The 14,708-nt window shown below is 64.4% G+C and carries 16 protein-coding genes; 10 read left to right on the plus strand and 6 right to left on the minus strand.

Annotation, left to right across the window (positions count from 1 at the left end; genetic code table 11):
• Positions 1-82: 82 nt before the first annotated feature.
• Together HOP03_07200 and HOP03_07205 are read right to left on the minus strand one after the other, a co-directional pair.
• Entirely contained in the window at positions 83-571 is a 489-nt protein-coding gene (locus tag HOP03_07200) for a helix-turn-helix domain-containing protein (GenBank protein NOT87950.1), read from the minus strand.
• A 43-nt stretch (positions 572-614) separates the two neighbouring features.
• Positions 615-926, minus strand: a complete 312-nt coding sequence (locus HOP03_07205) for a hypothetical protein (GenBank protein NOT87951.1) — start codon at positions 924-926, stop codon at positions 615-617.
• A gap of 129 nt (positions 927-1,055) precedes the next feature.
• Between HOP03_07205 and HOP03_07210 the strand changes: the two genes are divergently transcribed.
• From HOP03_07210 to HOP03_07230, 5 genes are all read left to right on the plus strand, one after another.
• A complete protein-coding gene (locus HOP03_07210) occupies positions 1,056-1,892 on the plus strand; it encodes a cytochrome P450 (protein NOT87952.1) in 837 nt (278 codons plus the stop codon).
• 533 nt (positions 1,893-2,425) lie between these two features.
• Positions 2,426-3,847: a cytochrome P450 gene (locus HOP03_07215; GenBank protein NOT87953.1), complete on the plus strand. Its 1,422-nt coding sequence runs from the start codon at positions 2,426-2,428 to the stop codon at positions 3,845-3,847.
• Positions 3,848-5,224 carry an MATE family efflux transporter gene (locus tag HOP03_07220; protein NOT87954.1) on the plus strand — a complete coding sequence of 459 codons (1,377 nt, stop codon included), beginning with the start codon at positions 3,848-3,850 and terminating at the stop codon, positions 5,222-5,224.
• On the plus strand, positions 5,221-6,591 hold the full coding sequence (locus tag HOP03_07225; GenBank protein NOT87955.1) for an insulinase family protein: 1,371 nt from the start codon (positions 5,221-5,223) through the stop codon (positions 6,589-6,591). Before HOP03_07220 ends, HOP03_07225 begins: the two co-directional genes overlap by 4 nt.
• Complete coding sequence (locus HOP03_07230) at positions 6,591-7,868, plus strand: insulinase family protein (protein ID NOT87956.1); 1,278 nt, start codon at positions 6,591-6,593, stop codon at positions 7,866-7,868. Before HOP03_07225 ends, HOP03_07230 begins: the two co-directional genes overlap by 1 nt.
• 41 nt (positions 7,869-7,909) lie before the next feature.
• Here the strand turns inward: HOP03_07230 and HOP03_07235 are convergent, their stop codons facing one another.
• The 3 genes from HOP03_07235 to HOP03_07245 form a co-directional block, all read right to left on the minus strand.
• Positions 7,910-8,854, minus strand: coding sequence for a sugar kinase (locus HOP03_07235; protein NOT87957.1), 945 nt, complete (start codon positions 8,852-8,854; stop codon positions 7,910-7,912).
• Positions 8,851-9,864 (minus strand): SPFH domain-containing protein, encoded by a 1,014-nt coding sequence (locus HOP03_07240; protein NOT87958.1) that lies wholly within the window; start codon positions 9,862-9,864, stop codon positions 8,851-8,853. Before HOP03_07240 ends, HOP03_07235 begins: the two co-directional genes overlap by 4 nt.
• A gap of 79 nt (positions 9,865-9,943) precedes the next feature.
• Complete coding sequence (locus tag HOP03_07245; GenBank protein NOT87959.1) at positions 9,944-10,924, minus strand: AraC family transcriptional regulator; 981 nt, start codon at positions 10,922-10,924, stop codon at positions 9,944-9,946.
• 112 nt (positions 10,925-11,036) lie between these two features.
• Between HOP03_07245 and HOP03_07250 the strand changes: the two genes are divergently transcribed.
• From HOP03_07250 to HOP03_07270, 5 genes are all read left to right on the plus strand, one after another.
• Entirely contained in the window at positions 11,037-11,444 is a 408-nt protein-coding gene (locus HOP03_07250; protein NOT87960.1) for an MAPEG family protein, read from the plus strand.
• 16 nt (positions 11,445-11,460) lie between these two features.
• On the plus strand, positions 11,461-12,174 hold the full coding sequence (locus HOP03_07255; GenBank protein ID NOT87961.1) for an SDR family NAD(P)-dependent oxidoreductase: 714 nt from the start codon (positions 11,461-11,463) through the stop codon (positions 12,172-12,174).
• 87 nt (positions 12,175-12,261) lie between these two features.
• On the plus strand, positions 12,262-12,468 hold the full coding sequence (locus HOP03_07260; protein ID NOT87962.1) for a 4-oxalocrotonate tautomerase family protein: 207 nt from the start codon (positions 12,262-12,264) through the stop codon (positions 12,466-12,468).
• Positions 12,465-12,947 (plus strand): SnoaL-like domain-containing protein, encoded by a 483-nt coding sequence (locus HOP03_07265; protein ID NOT87963.1) that lies wholly within the window; start codon positions 12,465-12,467, stop codon positions 12,945-12,947. Before HOP03_07260 ends, HOP03_07265 begins: the two co-directional genes overlap by 4 nt.
• The gene (locus HOP03_07270) at positions 12,947-13,408 is read left to right on the plus strand and encodes a DMT family transporter (protein NOT87964.1); all 462 of its coding nucleotides are present in this window, start codon (positions 12,947-12,949) and stop codon (positions 13,406-13,408) included. The genes HOP03_07265 and HOP03_07270 overlap by 1 nt, the downstream gene beginning before the upstream one ends.
• 30 nt (positions 13,409-13,438) lie before the next feature.
• Here HOP03_07270 and HOP03_07275 read toward each other — a convergent pair whose 3' ends face one another.
• The gene (locus HOP03_07275) at positions 13,439-14,605 is read right to left on the minus strand and encodes a beta-lactamase family protein (protein ID NOT87965.1); all 1,167 of its coding nucleotides are present in this window, start codon (positions 14,603-14,605) and stop codon (positions 13,439-13,441) included.
• Between the last annotated feature and the right edge of the window lie 103 nt (positions 14,606-14,708).

Consider the following 14,708-nt stretch of genomic DNA (forward strand, 5'->3'; position numbering starts at 1 on the left):
CATTGACCAGACATCCGATCGATTTCGGATCGCCGTAATCGCCGGATTGCAGCAAGCGCTTTGCAGAATCAGCCGGGGTTGCCTATGCGGACAATCGCCGCTTCCGCAACGGGCGAGCGGACAGGTTTTCGGTAAGACCCACCACCGCAGCGCGATCGAAAGCATCCAGTTCGCGGAAGGCTTCGATCAATTGTTCTTCTTCGTCGCTGCGGGCGAAGTGACGATGCACCACGGCGAACTCGCCGTTTTCTTCCGATGCGGCGTCGACTCGACGAGTCGCATGCCTGGTGCCTTTGCCTGTGGCGAGCCACTCGAACGAGCAACCCAAAGCGGCAGCAAGGTCCGCGAAGTGCGTGGTGGACGGCGTCGAACCGGAAGCGCTCTCCCATTGCGCGACGGCGCTGCGACTGAGGTTCAGCATTGTCGACAGTTGCGCTTGGGTCAATCGCGCGGCCTGCCGGGCGCTTCGGATCCGCAAAGCAATGCTTTTCTGCACCAGTCGTCTCCTGCTTGTCAGCCCCCCTGACATGTTAAATATCGGTAACCGGATGTTGTAGCGTTCGGATAACAAGATGTCTTTTACACGACGGAGAAAAAAGAAAACCGGATTGACGTCAGTGTTGCTTGCCTGAAACGCCCATTGACGAATTTCCGTTTTCGTTATTGTTGGCTCGCCGGTGGCGCGCAGGCGCGATGCATCGAATCGGTAGAACCGTCACGTACTGTTCGCGATCCGAAGGAACGGATAAGACATGCTCAAGGAAAACCTCGAAGCTCGCTTTTCCAACGACCCGCTTCGGTTCCTGGACGAGCAGTTCCCCGGAAACGGCGATGCCGTGAAAACCGGACGGCATGAATACCTGCTGGGCAATCCGATCGATGCGCGCGCAGTGCTTCGCAACAGCGAAGGTCGTTACGGCGAACATTCGGATTTCTTCCATACCCGGTATGGGATCTTCGGCCCGAGATCCGCGCAGCTCAAGATCCGTCGTGCCGCGCGGTTACTGGTGCGCACTCATGTACAGGCGTGCGATCAGGGCGAACTGTCATCGTTCATGGCCGCCCATCTGCCTTCGGCGAGCGATTGGCCGGATACCGGCAATCGGCTTGCCTATCGTTTTCTTTCGCCGGTATTGCTTGCGCCGGGCAGCCCACCGGAATTGCGCAGGCTCCTCGACCGCATCGTCGAACAGGCGGTGCTCGCCAATGCCCGGTCGCGCCAGCCGCGCTGGCGACGGATGCTGCTGCAATTCAATACGACGTTGCGGCTTTCAAAAGCGATCGAAGCGCGCCAAGCGCTTGCGCGCGAGCAGCCGATCGATCTTCTGGACGTCGTGGCCTGCTCATCGGGACCGGAACAGCGGGTCGACGAGCTGGTCGAAGTGTTCCTGTCGTTCCTGTTCGCGATCGCCGGATCGGTCGGTTTCGTCCTGGGGTGGTCGCTGTATCTGGCAGGCACGCACCCCGATCGCGAAACGCCACCGGAATGGATGGTGCAGGAAGCATTGCGCCTGTGGCCGGTCGCGTGGCAGTTGGGACGACATCCAACGAAGGACCACGAAATTTCGGGCGTGAGCGTCGGCGCCGCGGACGAAGTCGTGGTGTGTCCTTACCTGGTGCACCGGAATCCACAGTACTGGTCGGAACCGACATCGTTCCAACCGCAGCGCTGGTCGTCGCCGGACGCATGGCGCAATCCGGCGTTCATTCCATTCGGTTACGGGCCTCATCGCTGCATCGCGGCCGATCTGTCGTCGCAACTGGTCAGCGCGATGCTCGGCGCGATCCTGCGGTCGAACATGCTGTCGATCGAAGCACATGAAACGCGCCCGACCGTGGCGGCGGCAATGGCGCCGCCGCCGTTTCGCATGACGCTTCGACCTCGCGGTTGAAGCGCCATGTTTCAAGATCAGCGCCGATCGCGAAGCGGTCGCCGCAACTGGGCACCATGGCATTCAGCGATGTTTATCGAGCTGCCTGTCCTGGCGTAAACGCGGTGAATATCCACTCATCTGGAACAAGGAGATCGACATGAAAAAGACAATCTGCGCGTTGAAAGCCGCTCTTGGCGTGCGTGGCATCGGCTGCGGGATGTGGCGTTGGCTGCAGTACCACAACATCTGAGCGGCAGGCGCCGGAATGCAGTGAAAGAAGCATTCAGCGCCGCCACCTCGACACAACACGGCAAGTATCCACACACCCGAAACAAGGAGATCGACATGAAAAAGGCAATCTGCGCGATGAAGGCTGCATTGGGCATTCGCAGCATCGGTGGCGGCAACCGCTGGCGTTGGGTGCATTACCACAACATCTGAGCGACCCGCGCTGCAGGGTGGTGCCGGCAGTCCGTTGCGCCGCCCGGATTGAAGCGATGCCGTAATTTCCCACACATCCGAAACAAGGAGATCGACATGAAAAAGGCCATTTGCGCGATGAGAGCCGCACTGGGCATTCGTGGTATCGGTGGTTGCCAGATCGGCGCCTGGCGTTGGCAGCACTACCACAACATCTGATCCGTCGACGCCGGAGGGCGGCGCGAGCCGCTCTCCGGCTGATGCATATTCCATCCGGAGTGTTGGCGATGTCGGACTCGACAGTGACAGAATCAGAAGCGATGCGGGCGTTTCGCCACCGCCGTCTCGACGAGGGGGATGTGTTCTGGGCGCGCGAAAACTTTCTGGCGATATTCGACGCGCAGACCGCTCAGCGGTTCGAAGCGACGAATTTCGCCGACCTGACGATGCTGGATGGCTTCGCCGACGTCGTCCGTGGCAAGCAGAGCGAGTCGTTCGATTGGACCCGGTTGCGCTCAGGCTGGTCGGGTCAGTTGCGCCACTTGAGCAATGCCGATGGCCTGCGACAACTGGCGCAACGCATGGACCGGGTGCTCGACGCGGAAACAGGGCGGCATCAGGATCTGGTGTGGCTGGCCGAGCGGGTGTCCGTCGAAGCGCTGGTGCCCTCGATCATTTCCGGGCTGAAGCCTGCCGCGCATCGCCGCGTCGTCAAGGAAGTGCTCTCGAAGGTGGCTTGGGTGCTGTCGGATATCGATTCGCACCGCGCTCCGCCCTGGCACAAATCGAAGATGTTCGCGCTGCAGGTGATCGCAGGCATCGATGTCCGGCGCGAATTGAAAGGACGCGCCAGCGGGAAGCGGCAGCGACAGCGGGATCTCGTCGATCCGGTCGTGGACATGATCCCGGCATTGGGAATGGGCCGCGCCGTGGACGCGGTAACCGCCCTGCTCACCGCCATCACCGGATCGCCGGGCGCAGCCGCCGCATGTTTTCTTTACGAGTTGAGTCGACAGCATGCATGGCGTAGCCGCCTGGAGGCGGAGCTGGCCGCCGTGCCGTTGGAAAATCTCTGCGAATCGCCGATGCGCATGGCGCCATTGACGGGACGATTCATCAAGGAAATCCTCAGGATCTGGAGCTCGCCACCGATCGTGGTGCGCAACGTGCGCACCGATATCCAGCACGAGGGCGGCTGTTTGAAAGCCGGCCAGCACTATGTGCTCAGTTCCTTCCTGATCCACCACAACGACAAGGACTGGTCCGATCCCGAGACCTTCGATCCTGATCGCTGGCTGGCGGAAGGCCGCCGCGAACAGTGTCCGCACGGCAGCTACGTGCCGTTCGGGTGGGCGCCGAAGGCGTGCATCGGCGCGAACCTCGGCATGGCGCAGCTGGTGATCCTCGCGCATCTGCTCTGCACGCGCTATCGCCTCGATGTGTCGCAACCCGAGCGGGCGCGCATGGCAGTGGCCTCGGTCGTCAGGCCGGCGGATTTCAATGGCGTGGTCACGCGTCGCGAGCCCGCTGTCACAAGCGCTGCGGAGTCCTGAATGAAGGATCTGACCCAAGGCCGCATCGATGTGCATCTGCTGAGGATGTCGGGCGCAATGCTGCTCAACATGCTCATGGGCACGCTGTTTTCGCTGGGGAACATCTATTGGCTCGGACGTCTCGGCGCTCAGGCGCAGGCGGCGGTCACCCTGTCCGGCATTCCGATGATGCTGCTGCTGACCCTGATGCCTGTGATCAGCATGGGCGCGGGGATCCTGATTTCGCATGCGGTCGGCGCCAAGGATCAGGCGCGCGCGAATCGGATCTTCAACGAAGCGTTCGGCGCTTCCATGATCCTGATCGCCGTGATCGGAGCGATCGCCTGGGTGCAGCGTGAAGCGTTCGGGTCTCTGATGACGAGCGACCCCGGGACCGCTGCGCTGATCGCGACCTACACGCGCTGGTTCATCCCGTCGATCGTGGTGCAACTGCCGCTGTTCGTGTTGGCGGGGGCGCTCGAGTTCACCGGCAATGTCCGCGCCGGCACCATTGCCCAGTCGGCAACGGTGGTGTTGAACGCGATACTCACGCCGATCCTGATGTTCGGCTGGCTGGGCATGCCGAAGCTCGGGCTGACCGGCACCGGCATGGCGTCGTTCATCGCCTGCAGCATCACCATGCTGTGCATGCTCGCGTATTTCGCGCGCAAGGACGCCTACCTCAGCATGCGTCCGTCGATCTGGTTCTCGCGACCGAAGGAGCTGTGGGGCGCGCTGAAGATCGGCCTGCCGATCGGTATCGAAGGCGGTCTGGTCGCCGCCTATCTGCTGGTGATCGCATTGTTGCTGCGCCCGTTCGGTCCGGTCGAGCAGGCCGCCTTCGGCATCGGTCATCGGGTCTTCCAGGCCGCGCTCATGCCGTTGATGGCGCTCAGCACCGCGGCCTGCGTCATCGTCGGTCAGAGCCATGGCGCCGGGATGGGAGATCGGGTGCGCGAAGTGCTGCGGACCAGCCTGATCATCGGAGGCATCGTCGGCCCCACGCTGCTGATCGTGTTCGAGAGCTTCGCGCCCTGGATCTGCAGCCGCTTCTCCGACGACGCGGCCGTCATCGCAGCGGGCTCGGTCTTCCTGCGCATCGGCGCACTGACCTTCATCCCATCGAGTGTCGCCTATGTCGTCTTCGCGGTGCTCACGGGCATGGGCAACACGCGCGCGAGTCTGTTCACGCAGATCGCTTACGCCGCCCTCGTCGTGCTGCCGGCGTTCGCCTTGTCGCGTCTCGCGGAATTCGAACCACGCTGGCTGTGGACCGTGATGGTGGTCGCCGGCTGTGTGCAGGCATTGATGGCCTGGTATTTCCTGCGCAGGGACTTCGGCAAACGCGTCGACCAGGTCCCGGCCATGCCTGCCGTCGAAATGGGTACGGCGTCTTGAGTGTCTTCAGTCCAGCGCCGCAAGAGGCCGGAAGACTGCGTCCTTCCGTCGCCTGCGATACCGGCGGCGCATTGTCCGGCTTCCGATGCATCCGCAGCGTCGGCGGCATCGAGGAGTACCGGCTTGCCGCCAACGGTTTGCGCGTGCTGTTCATGGAGGCGCGCGCCGCGCCGGTCGCCTTGTTGATGTTGACCTACGAGGTCGGCAGTCGACACGAAACCGATGGATTCAAGGGTGCGAGCCACATGATCGAACACCTGATGTTCAAGGGCAGCGCGCGCTTCAACAGGCAGCTGGGAACCTCGATCTTCGATCTACTCCACCCCGTTGGTGCCCAGACCAACGCGACCACCTGGCTGGACCGCACGAATTACTTCAACCTCGTGCCGGTCAGCCATCTCGAGATCGCCGCGGACGTCGAAGCGGACCGGATGCGCAATCTGCGCATCGCGCCGGCCGACCTGGAAGCGGAAAGAACCGTCGTGCTCAACGAACACGACATGTACGCAGGCGATCCGCTGGAACGACTCAATCAGGCGGTCTGGGGCGCGGCATTTCGTGATCATCCCTATGGCCATCCCGTGCTGGGCACCCGCGACGACATCCTGGGGCTGACGCGCGAGCATCTGTTCGAGCACTACAACCGCTATTACTGGCCCGACAACGCCACGCTGACCGTGATCGGCGATGTCGACCGCAAGCGCACCTTCGACCTCGTCCGTCGACACTTCGAGCCTCTGCCCTCCGCGAATCGCAGCTTCGAAACGGATCATGGGGCCGAACCCGGGCCGCATGGCGAACAACGTGTCGTCGTCGAGCAGGAAGGTCAACCGGGCTGGGTCATGCTGGCCTATCGGACACCCGATGGTTCGAGCGCGGATGCGGATGCGTTGGAACTGCTGGGCAGCGTGCTGACCTGCGGCAAGTTGTCCCGCGTGTACCGGCCGCTGGTGGTCACTGGATTGGCGACAGGGGCATGGTCCAGTATTTCGCGCTTGAGGCATCCAGGCCTGTTCCAGGTGCAGTCGCTCCTGGGCAGCGATCAGGCGCATCTTCGCGTGGAACAGGTGCTCCGCGACGCCATCGCGGACATCCGGCGCCACGGTGTGTCCCAGCAGGAACTGGATCGCGCCAAGGGCCGCACGCGCGGAAACCTGCTGACGTCGCGCGATGGCCCCGTCGCTGTCGCGCTGCAGCTCAACGAAGCGATCGCCGCCGGCGACTGGACATCGTATGCGGCGGCGACCGACCGGATCGCTGCGGTGACGGTCGCCGATGTGCAGCGCGTGGCCCGCGACTATCTGATCGACGCACGCCTGACGGTCGGCCACCTTGCCCAACCCGGGCATGGCGGAGCCGTGCAGTGATGGAGATCGCCCGGTCGAAGCAGCCCGACAGCGTGATCGAAGTTCCGCTGTCGCACGGTCGCGTCCATGCGCTGCGCGTCGCCACGCCGGATTTGTTCGCGGTGACCGGCTCGTTCCGCACCTCGCCCGCAATCGATCGTGGCGACTTGCTGCTGCAGCAACTGGTCGCAGCGCTGGCGACCTGCGGCAGTCTCCACCACGATCCGTTCGAGATGGCGGACCTGCTGGAAAGCCGCGGCGCTGCGTTGTCGATCGAATCCGAGTCGCAACGGGTCACGTTTTCGGCCCAGGCCTGCAGCGCGGACCTGCCGCTGGTCGTGGCATTGCTCGCGGAATGCCTGCGCGAGCCGAGGTTCGATGCGGACGATTTCGTCACCGAACAGGCGCGTCTGATCGCGGAGCTGGAATACCGCGCGGCCGAACCGACCGCGATGGTCGCCGATGGCCTGTCGCGCGCGCTCTATCCTCCATCGCATCCGCATCATCAAGCCGTTCTCGCCGAACAGGTCGCGCATCTCGAGCGGTTCAGCGTCGACGACGTACGCCGCTATCATCGCGAACACTTCGGCGCGAACGATCTGTGCATCGTGGTCGTGGGCGATATCGATCCGTGGATGGCCGCTGCCGAATTCGACCGCCACCTCTCCTCGTGGCCACCGCGTTTCGTCCGCACGCACGACGACGACGCGACGCTTCCGGATTCGAAGCAGGACCTCCGCATCGCCGCGCCGGGGCGCGAAAATTTCGATGCCGCGCTGGGCCATCGGCTGGACATCCGCTGCGACGATCCGGACTACATGGCGCTGTGGATGGCCAACCATATCCTCGGCGCGACCTTCGACTCCCGGCTGGTCGCGGCCGTGCGCGAGGAACAGGGGCTGACCTACTCGATCCGCTCGCAACTGACCAAGCCGTGTCGCGAGTACGACGGGCATTGGCAGTTCAATCTCTCGTCGAGTCCCGACAAACTCGAGGCCGGCCTGGCGGCGACCCGCGCGGAAATCGCGAAGTTCGTCGACCTCGGCGTTTCGCCGCAGGAACTTTCCGCCAAACAAGCGCAAGCCATCGGCGCTTTCCAGATCGGCCTGGCGACGCTGTACGGGCTGAGCGAAACCATGCTGTTCGGCGCGGAGCGGGGTTGGGGTCCGGGCTATATCCGCGACTTCGCCGGCAGGATCGGCAGCGTCACCGTCGAACAGCTCAATCGCGTCATTCGGGAACATCTGCGGCCCGCGGAACTGCGCACGGCGATTGCGGGACCGTTCGCGCACGTCTGACGCGAGTACGCGCGAGCGCCTGGCGCGCGTAGCCATCGAGACTATTGCAACAACCGCCCGTGCTTGTCGGCCAGATCGATCACCGCTTCCATGCCGGAACGGAAATCCAGGCCATCGGCTTCGATGCCGTCGCTGAAGATCACGCCGCCGTCGGGCATCAGCGAGCGGATGCGCAGTGGATGCGATGCGTCGATATCGCCGAACACCAGTTCGGCCTGACTCCAGCGGCTCGGGAACGGTTCGCGCACGCTGAACACGAGTTGCCGCGCGTCCCAGGCGAAACCTTCCTTGCGCAAGGACTGCGCGCGCTTCGACGGTCTGCCGCCGGCAACGGCGGTCGCGCCGGTCAACACGCTGCGCAGCCAACCGGTGGAACCCAGTCCAGTGGACACGATCACGCCGCTCGACGATTGCCGCTCCGCGCGTTCGCCGAGCTGCAGTTCGTAGCGCGCGGAGATGTGGCTGCGCGCGCCGATGAAGAAATCGTTCACCGCCAGCAGCTCCTGTCCATCGGTCAGCCGCGCGCGCGCCATCGTGATCTCGCGGATCGCGCGACGGCCGCGCCAGATCTCCGGCAGGAGTGTCGGCAGTTCTTCCGGCTTGAACGGCAGCAGCGCGCCGTCGAAGCGCTGCGGATCGGGATTGACGGCGATCACGGATTGCTCGCCGAGATATTTCAGCGTGTTCGCCACCAGTCCGTCCTGCCCCAGCACCACCACGATGCAATCCGGCGGGAACAGGAAGTTCGGCAGGAAGCCGCGATCCAGCGGCTGCACGCGGCCGTGCTTGCGCAGCGACTGTTCGACGCTTGCGATCGCCGCGCGATAGACGCGGTCTTCGAGCAGGAAATCCTCGAAATCCATGCCCAGATGTTCGGCCTGGAAGCGCGCCTGCTCGACGGTGTTGTAGCGCGCCACCAGTTCCTGCAGGCGCGTGCGTCGCGTGATCAGGACGATCTTGCGGTCCTGATCGTTGCCTGCGGTCATTTCGATTTGCCGGCGAGCTGTCGCAGCAGATCCGGCGAGAAATTGAACTCGCCGATCTTCGCGGCGTTGTCGGCGATGTTCTGGAACCCCAGCGCCAGCAGCGTTTCCGGGCTGGCCTGTCCCAGCAGCAGCGCCTGCTGGGCGCGCGGATCGAGGCTCTGCATCGCTTCGACCAGCGTCTGCACCGCGTACGCGCGCACTTCGGCTTCACGCTTGCGGTTCTCCGCCTGCAGCTGCACCAGCTCTGCGTTCTGCTTTTCAAGGCCCACGTTGCCGGCCAGCTCCTGGGTCTGGATCTCCTGCCGCTTCTCCAGGATCACGCGCTCGGACTCGACCTCGGTCTCGCGCACCTGGCGTTTCTTCTGCTCGATCACCAGCTCGCTGCGCAGCTCGCTTTCCTTGATCATCTGTTCCTGCGCGATCGCCGCGTTGCGTCGCGCGTAGGTCGCGTCGTCGGCCTGCTTGAGGATTTCCTCGCGCATCGGCGCTTCCAGCGCACGCGAGGTTTCCGGCGTTGGCTTCGCCGCGAGCAAGGCGAGATCGACGATTTCGATGCCCAGCGCGATCAGGCTCGGCGCCGCCGCCAGCCCCTGCCGCGCGGTCTTCGACAGCTGCTCGGTGCCGTGCAGCACTTCGCGCAGATCGGCTTCCTGCAGCAGCGCGCGGAACTGCGCCTTCACCGCGTTCAACACCCGGATCGGCAGGCGCTCCGGATCTTCCGATGCGTACGCGCCGTTCGGCAGCAGCACGAAGTTCTGCTGCTCCGCCAGGGTCTTCGGCTGCACGATGCGATAACCGACCTGTCCCTGCAGCGTCACCGCCTGGAAGTCGCGGGTGGTCTCCTCGAACATGAAAGGCACATCGACCGCATTCAGCGGCACGCTCACCAGCGTCGACTTCGGCGCGAAATAGAAGAACGCCAGACCGGTGCCCTCGCGCACCACCTTGCCGTTCTGGAACTGCATCAGATAGTGGCTGGGCGAGGATTTGACGTAGCGGACACCGAACATGCGGGGGTTCTCCTGGGATGCCCGCCACGGATCGGGCAGGCGGACATGGAACGACGCCGTCATCTTCTCAAAAGTACGCTCACAGCGGCAGCCGCTTCCGTTCGCCGATACCTGGATTGCGCCACGCCGTGGGCGACTGCCCGAGCTGTGCCTTGAACGCGCGGCTGAAGGCCGGCAGGCTTTCGTAGCCGATGCGATCGGCGATTTCGCCCAGCTGCAGATCGGTTTCGCGCAGCAACCGGCAGGCGAGATTGACGCGCCACGACGCGACATAGGCCATCACGCTCTGTCCGGTGGTCTCGCGGAAGCGCGCCGCGAAGCGCGAAGCCGAGAGCGCCGCCGTCGACGCCAGCGCCGGCACCGTCCACGCCCGAGCAGGTTCCGCATGGATCTGCCGGATCGCTTCGGCGATGCGCGGATCAGCCAGTCCTTTGAACCAGCCCGGGTGTTCGATGCCGCCGGTGCGCCGGTAGGCACTGATCGCTTCAGCGCAGAACACTTCGAGCAGACGCGCCACGGTGTAGCTGCCGAACGCGCCGCGACCGATCTCGTGCGCAAGCATGGTCGCGGTGCTGGAGAGGATCGGGCTGAGCGCGACATCGTCGGCCGCCACCCGTACCGCCGACGGCAATGCCGCCAACAGTGGATTCAACGGCGCTGCGCGCAGATAGAAAAAACCGCAGATCAGTTCGGTGGAACCGGGCGTGCCCGAAGCGACCCGTTGCGGGCCGCCGCCGCGCACGATCTCGTCGAACGGCGCCGACACCGCATCGCCACACGACATCAGATGGCTTCCGCCGCCGGGGCAGATCACCACTTCGCCAGCGCGCACGGGCATCGCGGCGCTGCCTTCGACCTGCAGATCGAAGGTTTCGCGACGGACGTAGTGGAACACCACGACGCGCACGTCGTTGCCGACCCCGAGCAGCTCGCGCAGTTGCGCCTCCTCGGGCACGGCAATGGCCCAGGGGGCGAGATAGGACTCATGGAACAGGACCGCGCCGGAGACACGCAGGTCTTCCAGCGCATCGTCGAAGGGGTCGTGCTTGCGTCGGGTCACAGTCGTTCTGGTTAAGTATCGAGTCGATTGAATCATAGATCCAATCAGGTCCCGGGCATAGGATCCCTCCACCCGATCTCCGGCGCCACGCGCCCATGCCCAGGACCTCCCGATGACGATGCTTTCGCCGGAACTGACCTATACCGCCCTCGCCGCCGCGCTGACCGGCTGTCTCTGGGTGCCGATCATCCTCAACCGCCTGCGCGAGATGGGCCCGTGGAAGGCGCTGAAGAACCCGCAGCCCGATGTCCGCCCGGACGCCGACTGGGCCTACCGCCTCGCCAACGCGCACCGCAACGCGATCGAGAATCTGGTCGTGTTCGCACCGCTCGCGCTCGGCGTGCACGCGATGGAACTCGGCACCGCCGCCACTGCGATCGCCGCCGCCCTGTATTTCTGGAGCCGCCTCGCGCATGCGCTGATCTACACCTTCGGCGTACCGCTGCTGCGCACGATCGCGTTCGTCGTCGGTTTCGGTGCGCAGGCGACGATGTTCCTGCGTCTGTTCGGCAAGCTTTGACTGGACGGCATGACCCATGCACTCGAATACGAACAAACCCGCCTGCGTCATCGTTGGCGTCGGTCCGGGCAATGGCGAAGCGCTGGCGCGAACCTTCGCCGATGCCGGTCATGCGGTCGCACTGCTTGCGCGGCGCCACGCGTTCTGCGAGGCGCTCGCGGCACAGTTGCCCGACGCGCGCGCATTCGCCTGCGAAGCGACCGACGCCGCAGCGGTCGAACGCACGTTCGCGCTGATCGCAGAAGACATGGGCGATATCGCCACGCTGGTCTACAACGCCGGCAAGGGCGTGTGGGGCGCGGTCGATCAGGTCAGCCAAGACGATTTCGAGCAGGCCTGGCGGGTCAACGCGCTTGGACTGTTCCTCGCCGCACGCCAGGTGATTCCAACGATGAAATCGCGCGGCGCGGGCAATATCGTCGTGATCGGCGCCACCGCGTCGCGACGTGGCGTCGCCGGTACCGCCGCGTTCGCGCCCGCGAAAATGGCGCAACGCGCGTTGACCGAATCGATGGCGCGCCATCTCGGCCCATCCGGCATCCATGTGTCGCTGCTGATCCTCGATGGCGCGGTCGGCGGCCCGGAACCGCGCGTGCGGTTCCGGGATCGCCCCGACGATGCGTTCATCGCTCCCGAGGCGATCGCAAGCACTGCGCTGCAATTGACGCTTCAGGATCGCTCGGCATGGAGCTTCGAGGTCGACCTGCGTCCCTTCAACGAGAAGTGGTGACGCGTGACGCGCGACGTGCCCGTTCGACACGGTCGCCAACGTCGCGTTGCCGCGAAACCGCTTTCCACTGCATTGCCGGGAAACGACATGCCTTACGTCAATATCAAGATCACCCGCGATGGCGTGACCCGCGAACAGAAAGCCGCATTGATCGCAGGCGCGACGCGTCTGCTGGTGGACGTACTCGCGAAAAATCCGGAGACCACCGTGGTGGTCATCGACGAAATCGATACCGACCACTGGGGGATCGGCGGCATGCCCGTCACCGAACGCCGCAAGGACGCGACACCATGATCGACGCCGATACCATCATCACCGGCAGCGAAGCGCCCGCCGGCGACGACAGCGCACTCGATGCGCTGATCGCCTTCTATCGCGCGTTCAACCGCGGCGACATCGATGCCTTGTCGCGGAACTGGATGCCGGGCGATACGCCGAGCATGAACAACCCGATCGGCGGCATCCGCCGCGGCTGGCCGTCAATCCGCGAAGGCTATGCGCGCCTGTTCGATGGCCCGGCGAATGTGCGCGTCGAATTCTTCGATTTCACCACCCTCGGTGGGGACGATTGGCATCTGTTCGCGGGCCGCGAGCGCGGCGAATGCGTGACGCCATCGACACGCCTGACGTTGCGCATCCGCACGACCCGCTGGTTCGTGCGCCGCGATGGCGCATGGCGCCAATTGCACCACCACGGCTCGATCGAAGAGCCGTCGTTGCTGGCCGATTACCAGCGTGCGGTTTTCGGCAAAGCGCTTGGAGACGACGCATGATGTATCTGCGCTATGCCGTGTGGGCTTCGATGGCCGGCATGTTCATCCCGGTCATGGCGGTGTTGAACGCCCGGCTGGGACGAACCCTCGGCGAACCGCTGCACGCCGCATTCATCCTGTTCGCCGTGGGGTTGCTCGCGACCGGTCTGGCGAGCCTCGCTTTCACCGGGCGTCTGCCTTCGCCCGCGGCGCTGCGGCTGGTCGCGCCGATCAATTTCGCCGGCGGCGCGATCGTCGGCTTCTACATCTTCAGCATCACCCTGCTGGCGCCGCGATTCGGTGTGGGCAATGCGATCCTGTTCGTGATGACGGCGCAGATCTTCACCTCGGCCGCGATCGATCATTTCGGGCTGTTCGATGCCGCGGCACGTCCGATGACGGCGCTGCGCGCCGGCGGACTGGCGCTGCTGCTCGCAGGCCTGTGGATCTCGCAGCTTTCGACGCAGACGCCGGCGCGCTGATTCCACCATCGTCGTGCCGTGCGTCGGCTTTCATTTCCCGATACGCGCGGGCTCCCAGAACGTCATGTCGCCGTATTCCCAGCGCCACGGCGCACCGGTCTTGCCGAGCACGAATTCCACCAGTCGCGGAAACGCCGCTTCGGCACGCACATCGTTCGCCAGAATCACCACGCAGCGCTGCCCGCGTTCGACGCAGACCAGGGTGTTGCCGGTGGAATCGTTGTGGCCGCCTTTCATGAAGCCCGCGCCCTGCGGGCCGCGAAACGCGATCACGCCCAGACCGGCGGCGAGATCCTTTCTGCGCTGATCGACAGGAAGCTCAGGCTGCAGAGACGGAAACTGGGAAGCGGTCGTGATCGGCAACTGCGGCTTGGTCAGTTCGGTCCGCGCCTTTTTGCCGATGCCTTCGCCGCGCACATAGGCCGCCGCGAACTTGGCGATATCGTCGATGGTCGTGTCCATCGAACCTGCCGCGCGCACCTTGCTGCGTTCGTCGTGCGGTTCCACCGAACCATCCGCGCGCCAGCCATCGGCGAGATTCGTCGCGAATTGCGGACGCCAGATCATGCTGGTGTTTTTCATCCCGAAACGGTCGAACACCCGGCGCTGCATCTCGACGCCGACATCCAGACCCAATCCACGTTCGATCACGAACTGCAGCAGGATCATGCCTTCGCCCGAATAGGCATAACGCGCGCCGGGATCGAAATGGAAACGCAATTTGCCGTCGGGTTCGACGAAGGCAAAATTGGCGAAGCCGACGCTGTGTGTGAGGACATGGCGCGCGGTGATCGACCGCCAGCGCTCATCGCCGGCGAGATCGGACCAGGGTGCGTATTTTTCTTCGCTCGGGTATTCGGGCAGCGGGCGGTCGAGATACTCGGCGAGCGGCCGGTCCAGATCCAGCCGCCCTTCTTCGACCAGTTGCATCACCAGGTAGGCGAACGCCGACTTGGTCAGCGACGCGCCGTACATGATCGTGTCGGTCCGCAGCGGCGCGCCGTCGGCATTGCGCGCGCCGTAGCTGCGCACGCGCACCACGCGGCCCTTGTCGATGATCGCGATGGCCAGCCCGCGCGATTGCGTGGCGGTCATGGCGCGCGCGACCTCGGCGTCGAGTGCGGCCTCGGTCGGCACGCGTGCGGCAACAGGCGACACGGTGGCGGCGGTCAGCGCTGCGGCGCAGAGCAAACGCATTGCATGGCGGCGCAACGACGGATTCGGTGGAGGCATGGTCATGGCGGTTTCCTGTGAGGTTCACTGCACATGACGGACAGAAAGGCGCGAACTTACATCGTCA

The sequence above is a fragment of the Lysobacter sp. genome, from assembly GCA_013141175.1.
In the GTDB taxonomy this organism is placed as follows: Bacteria; Pseudomonadota; Gammaproteobacteria; order Xanthomonadales; family Xanthomonadaceae; genus Lysobacter_I.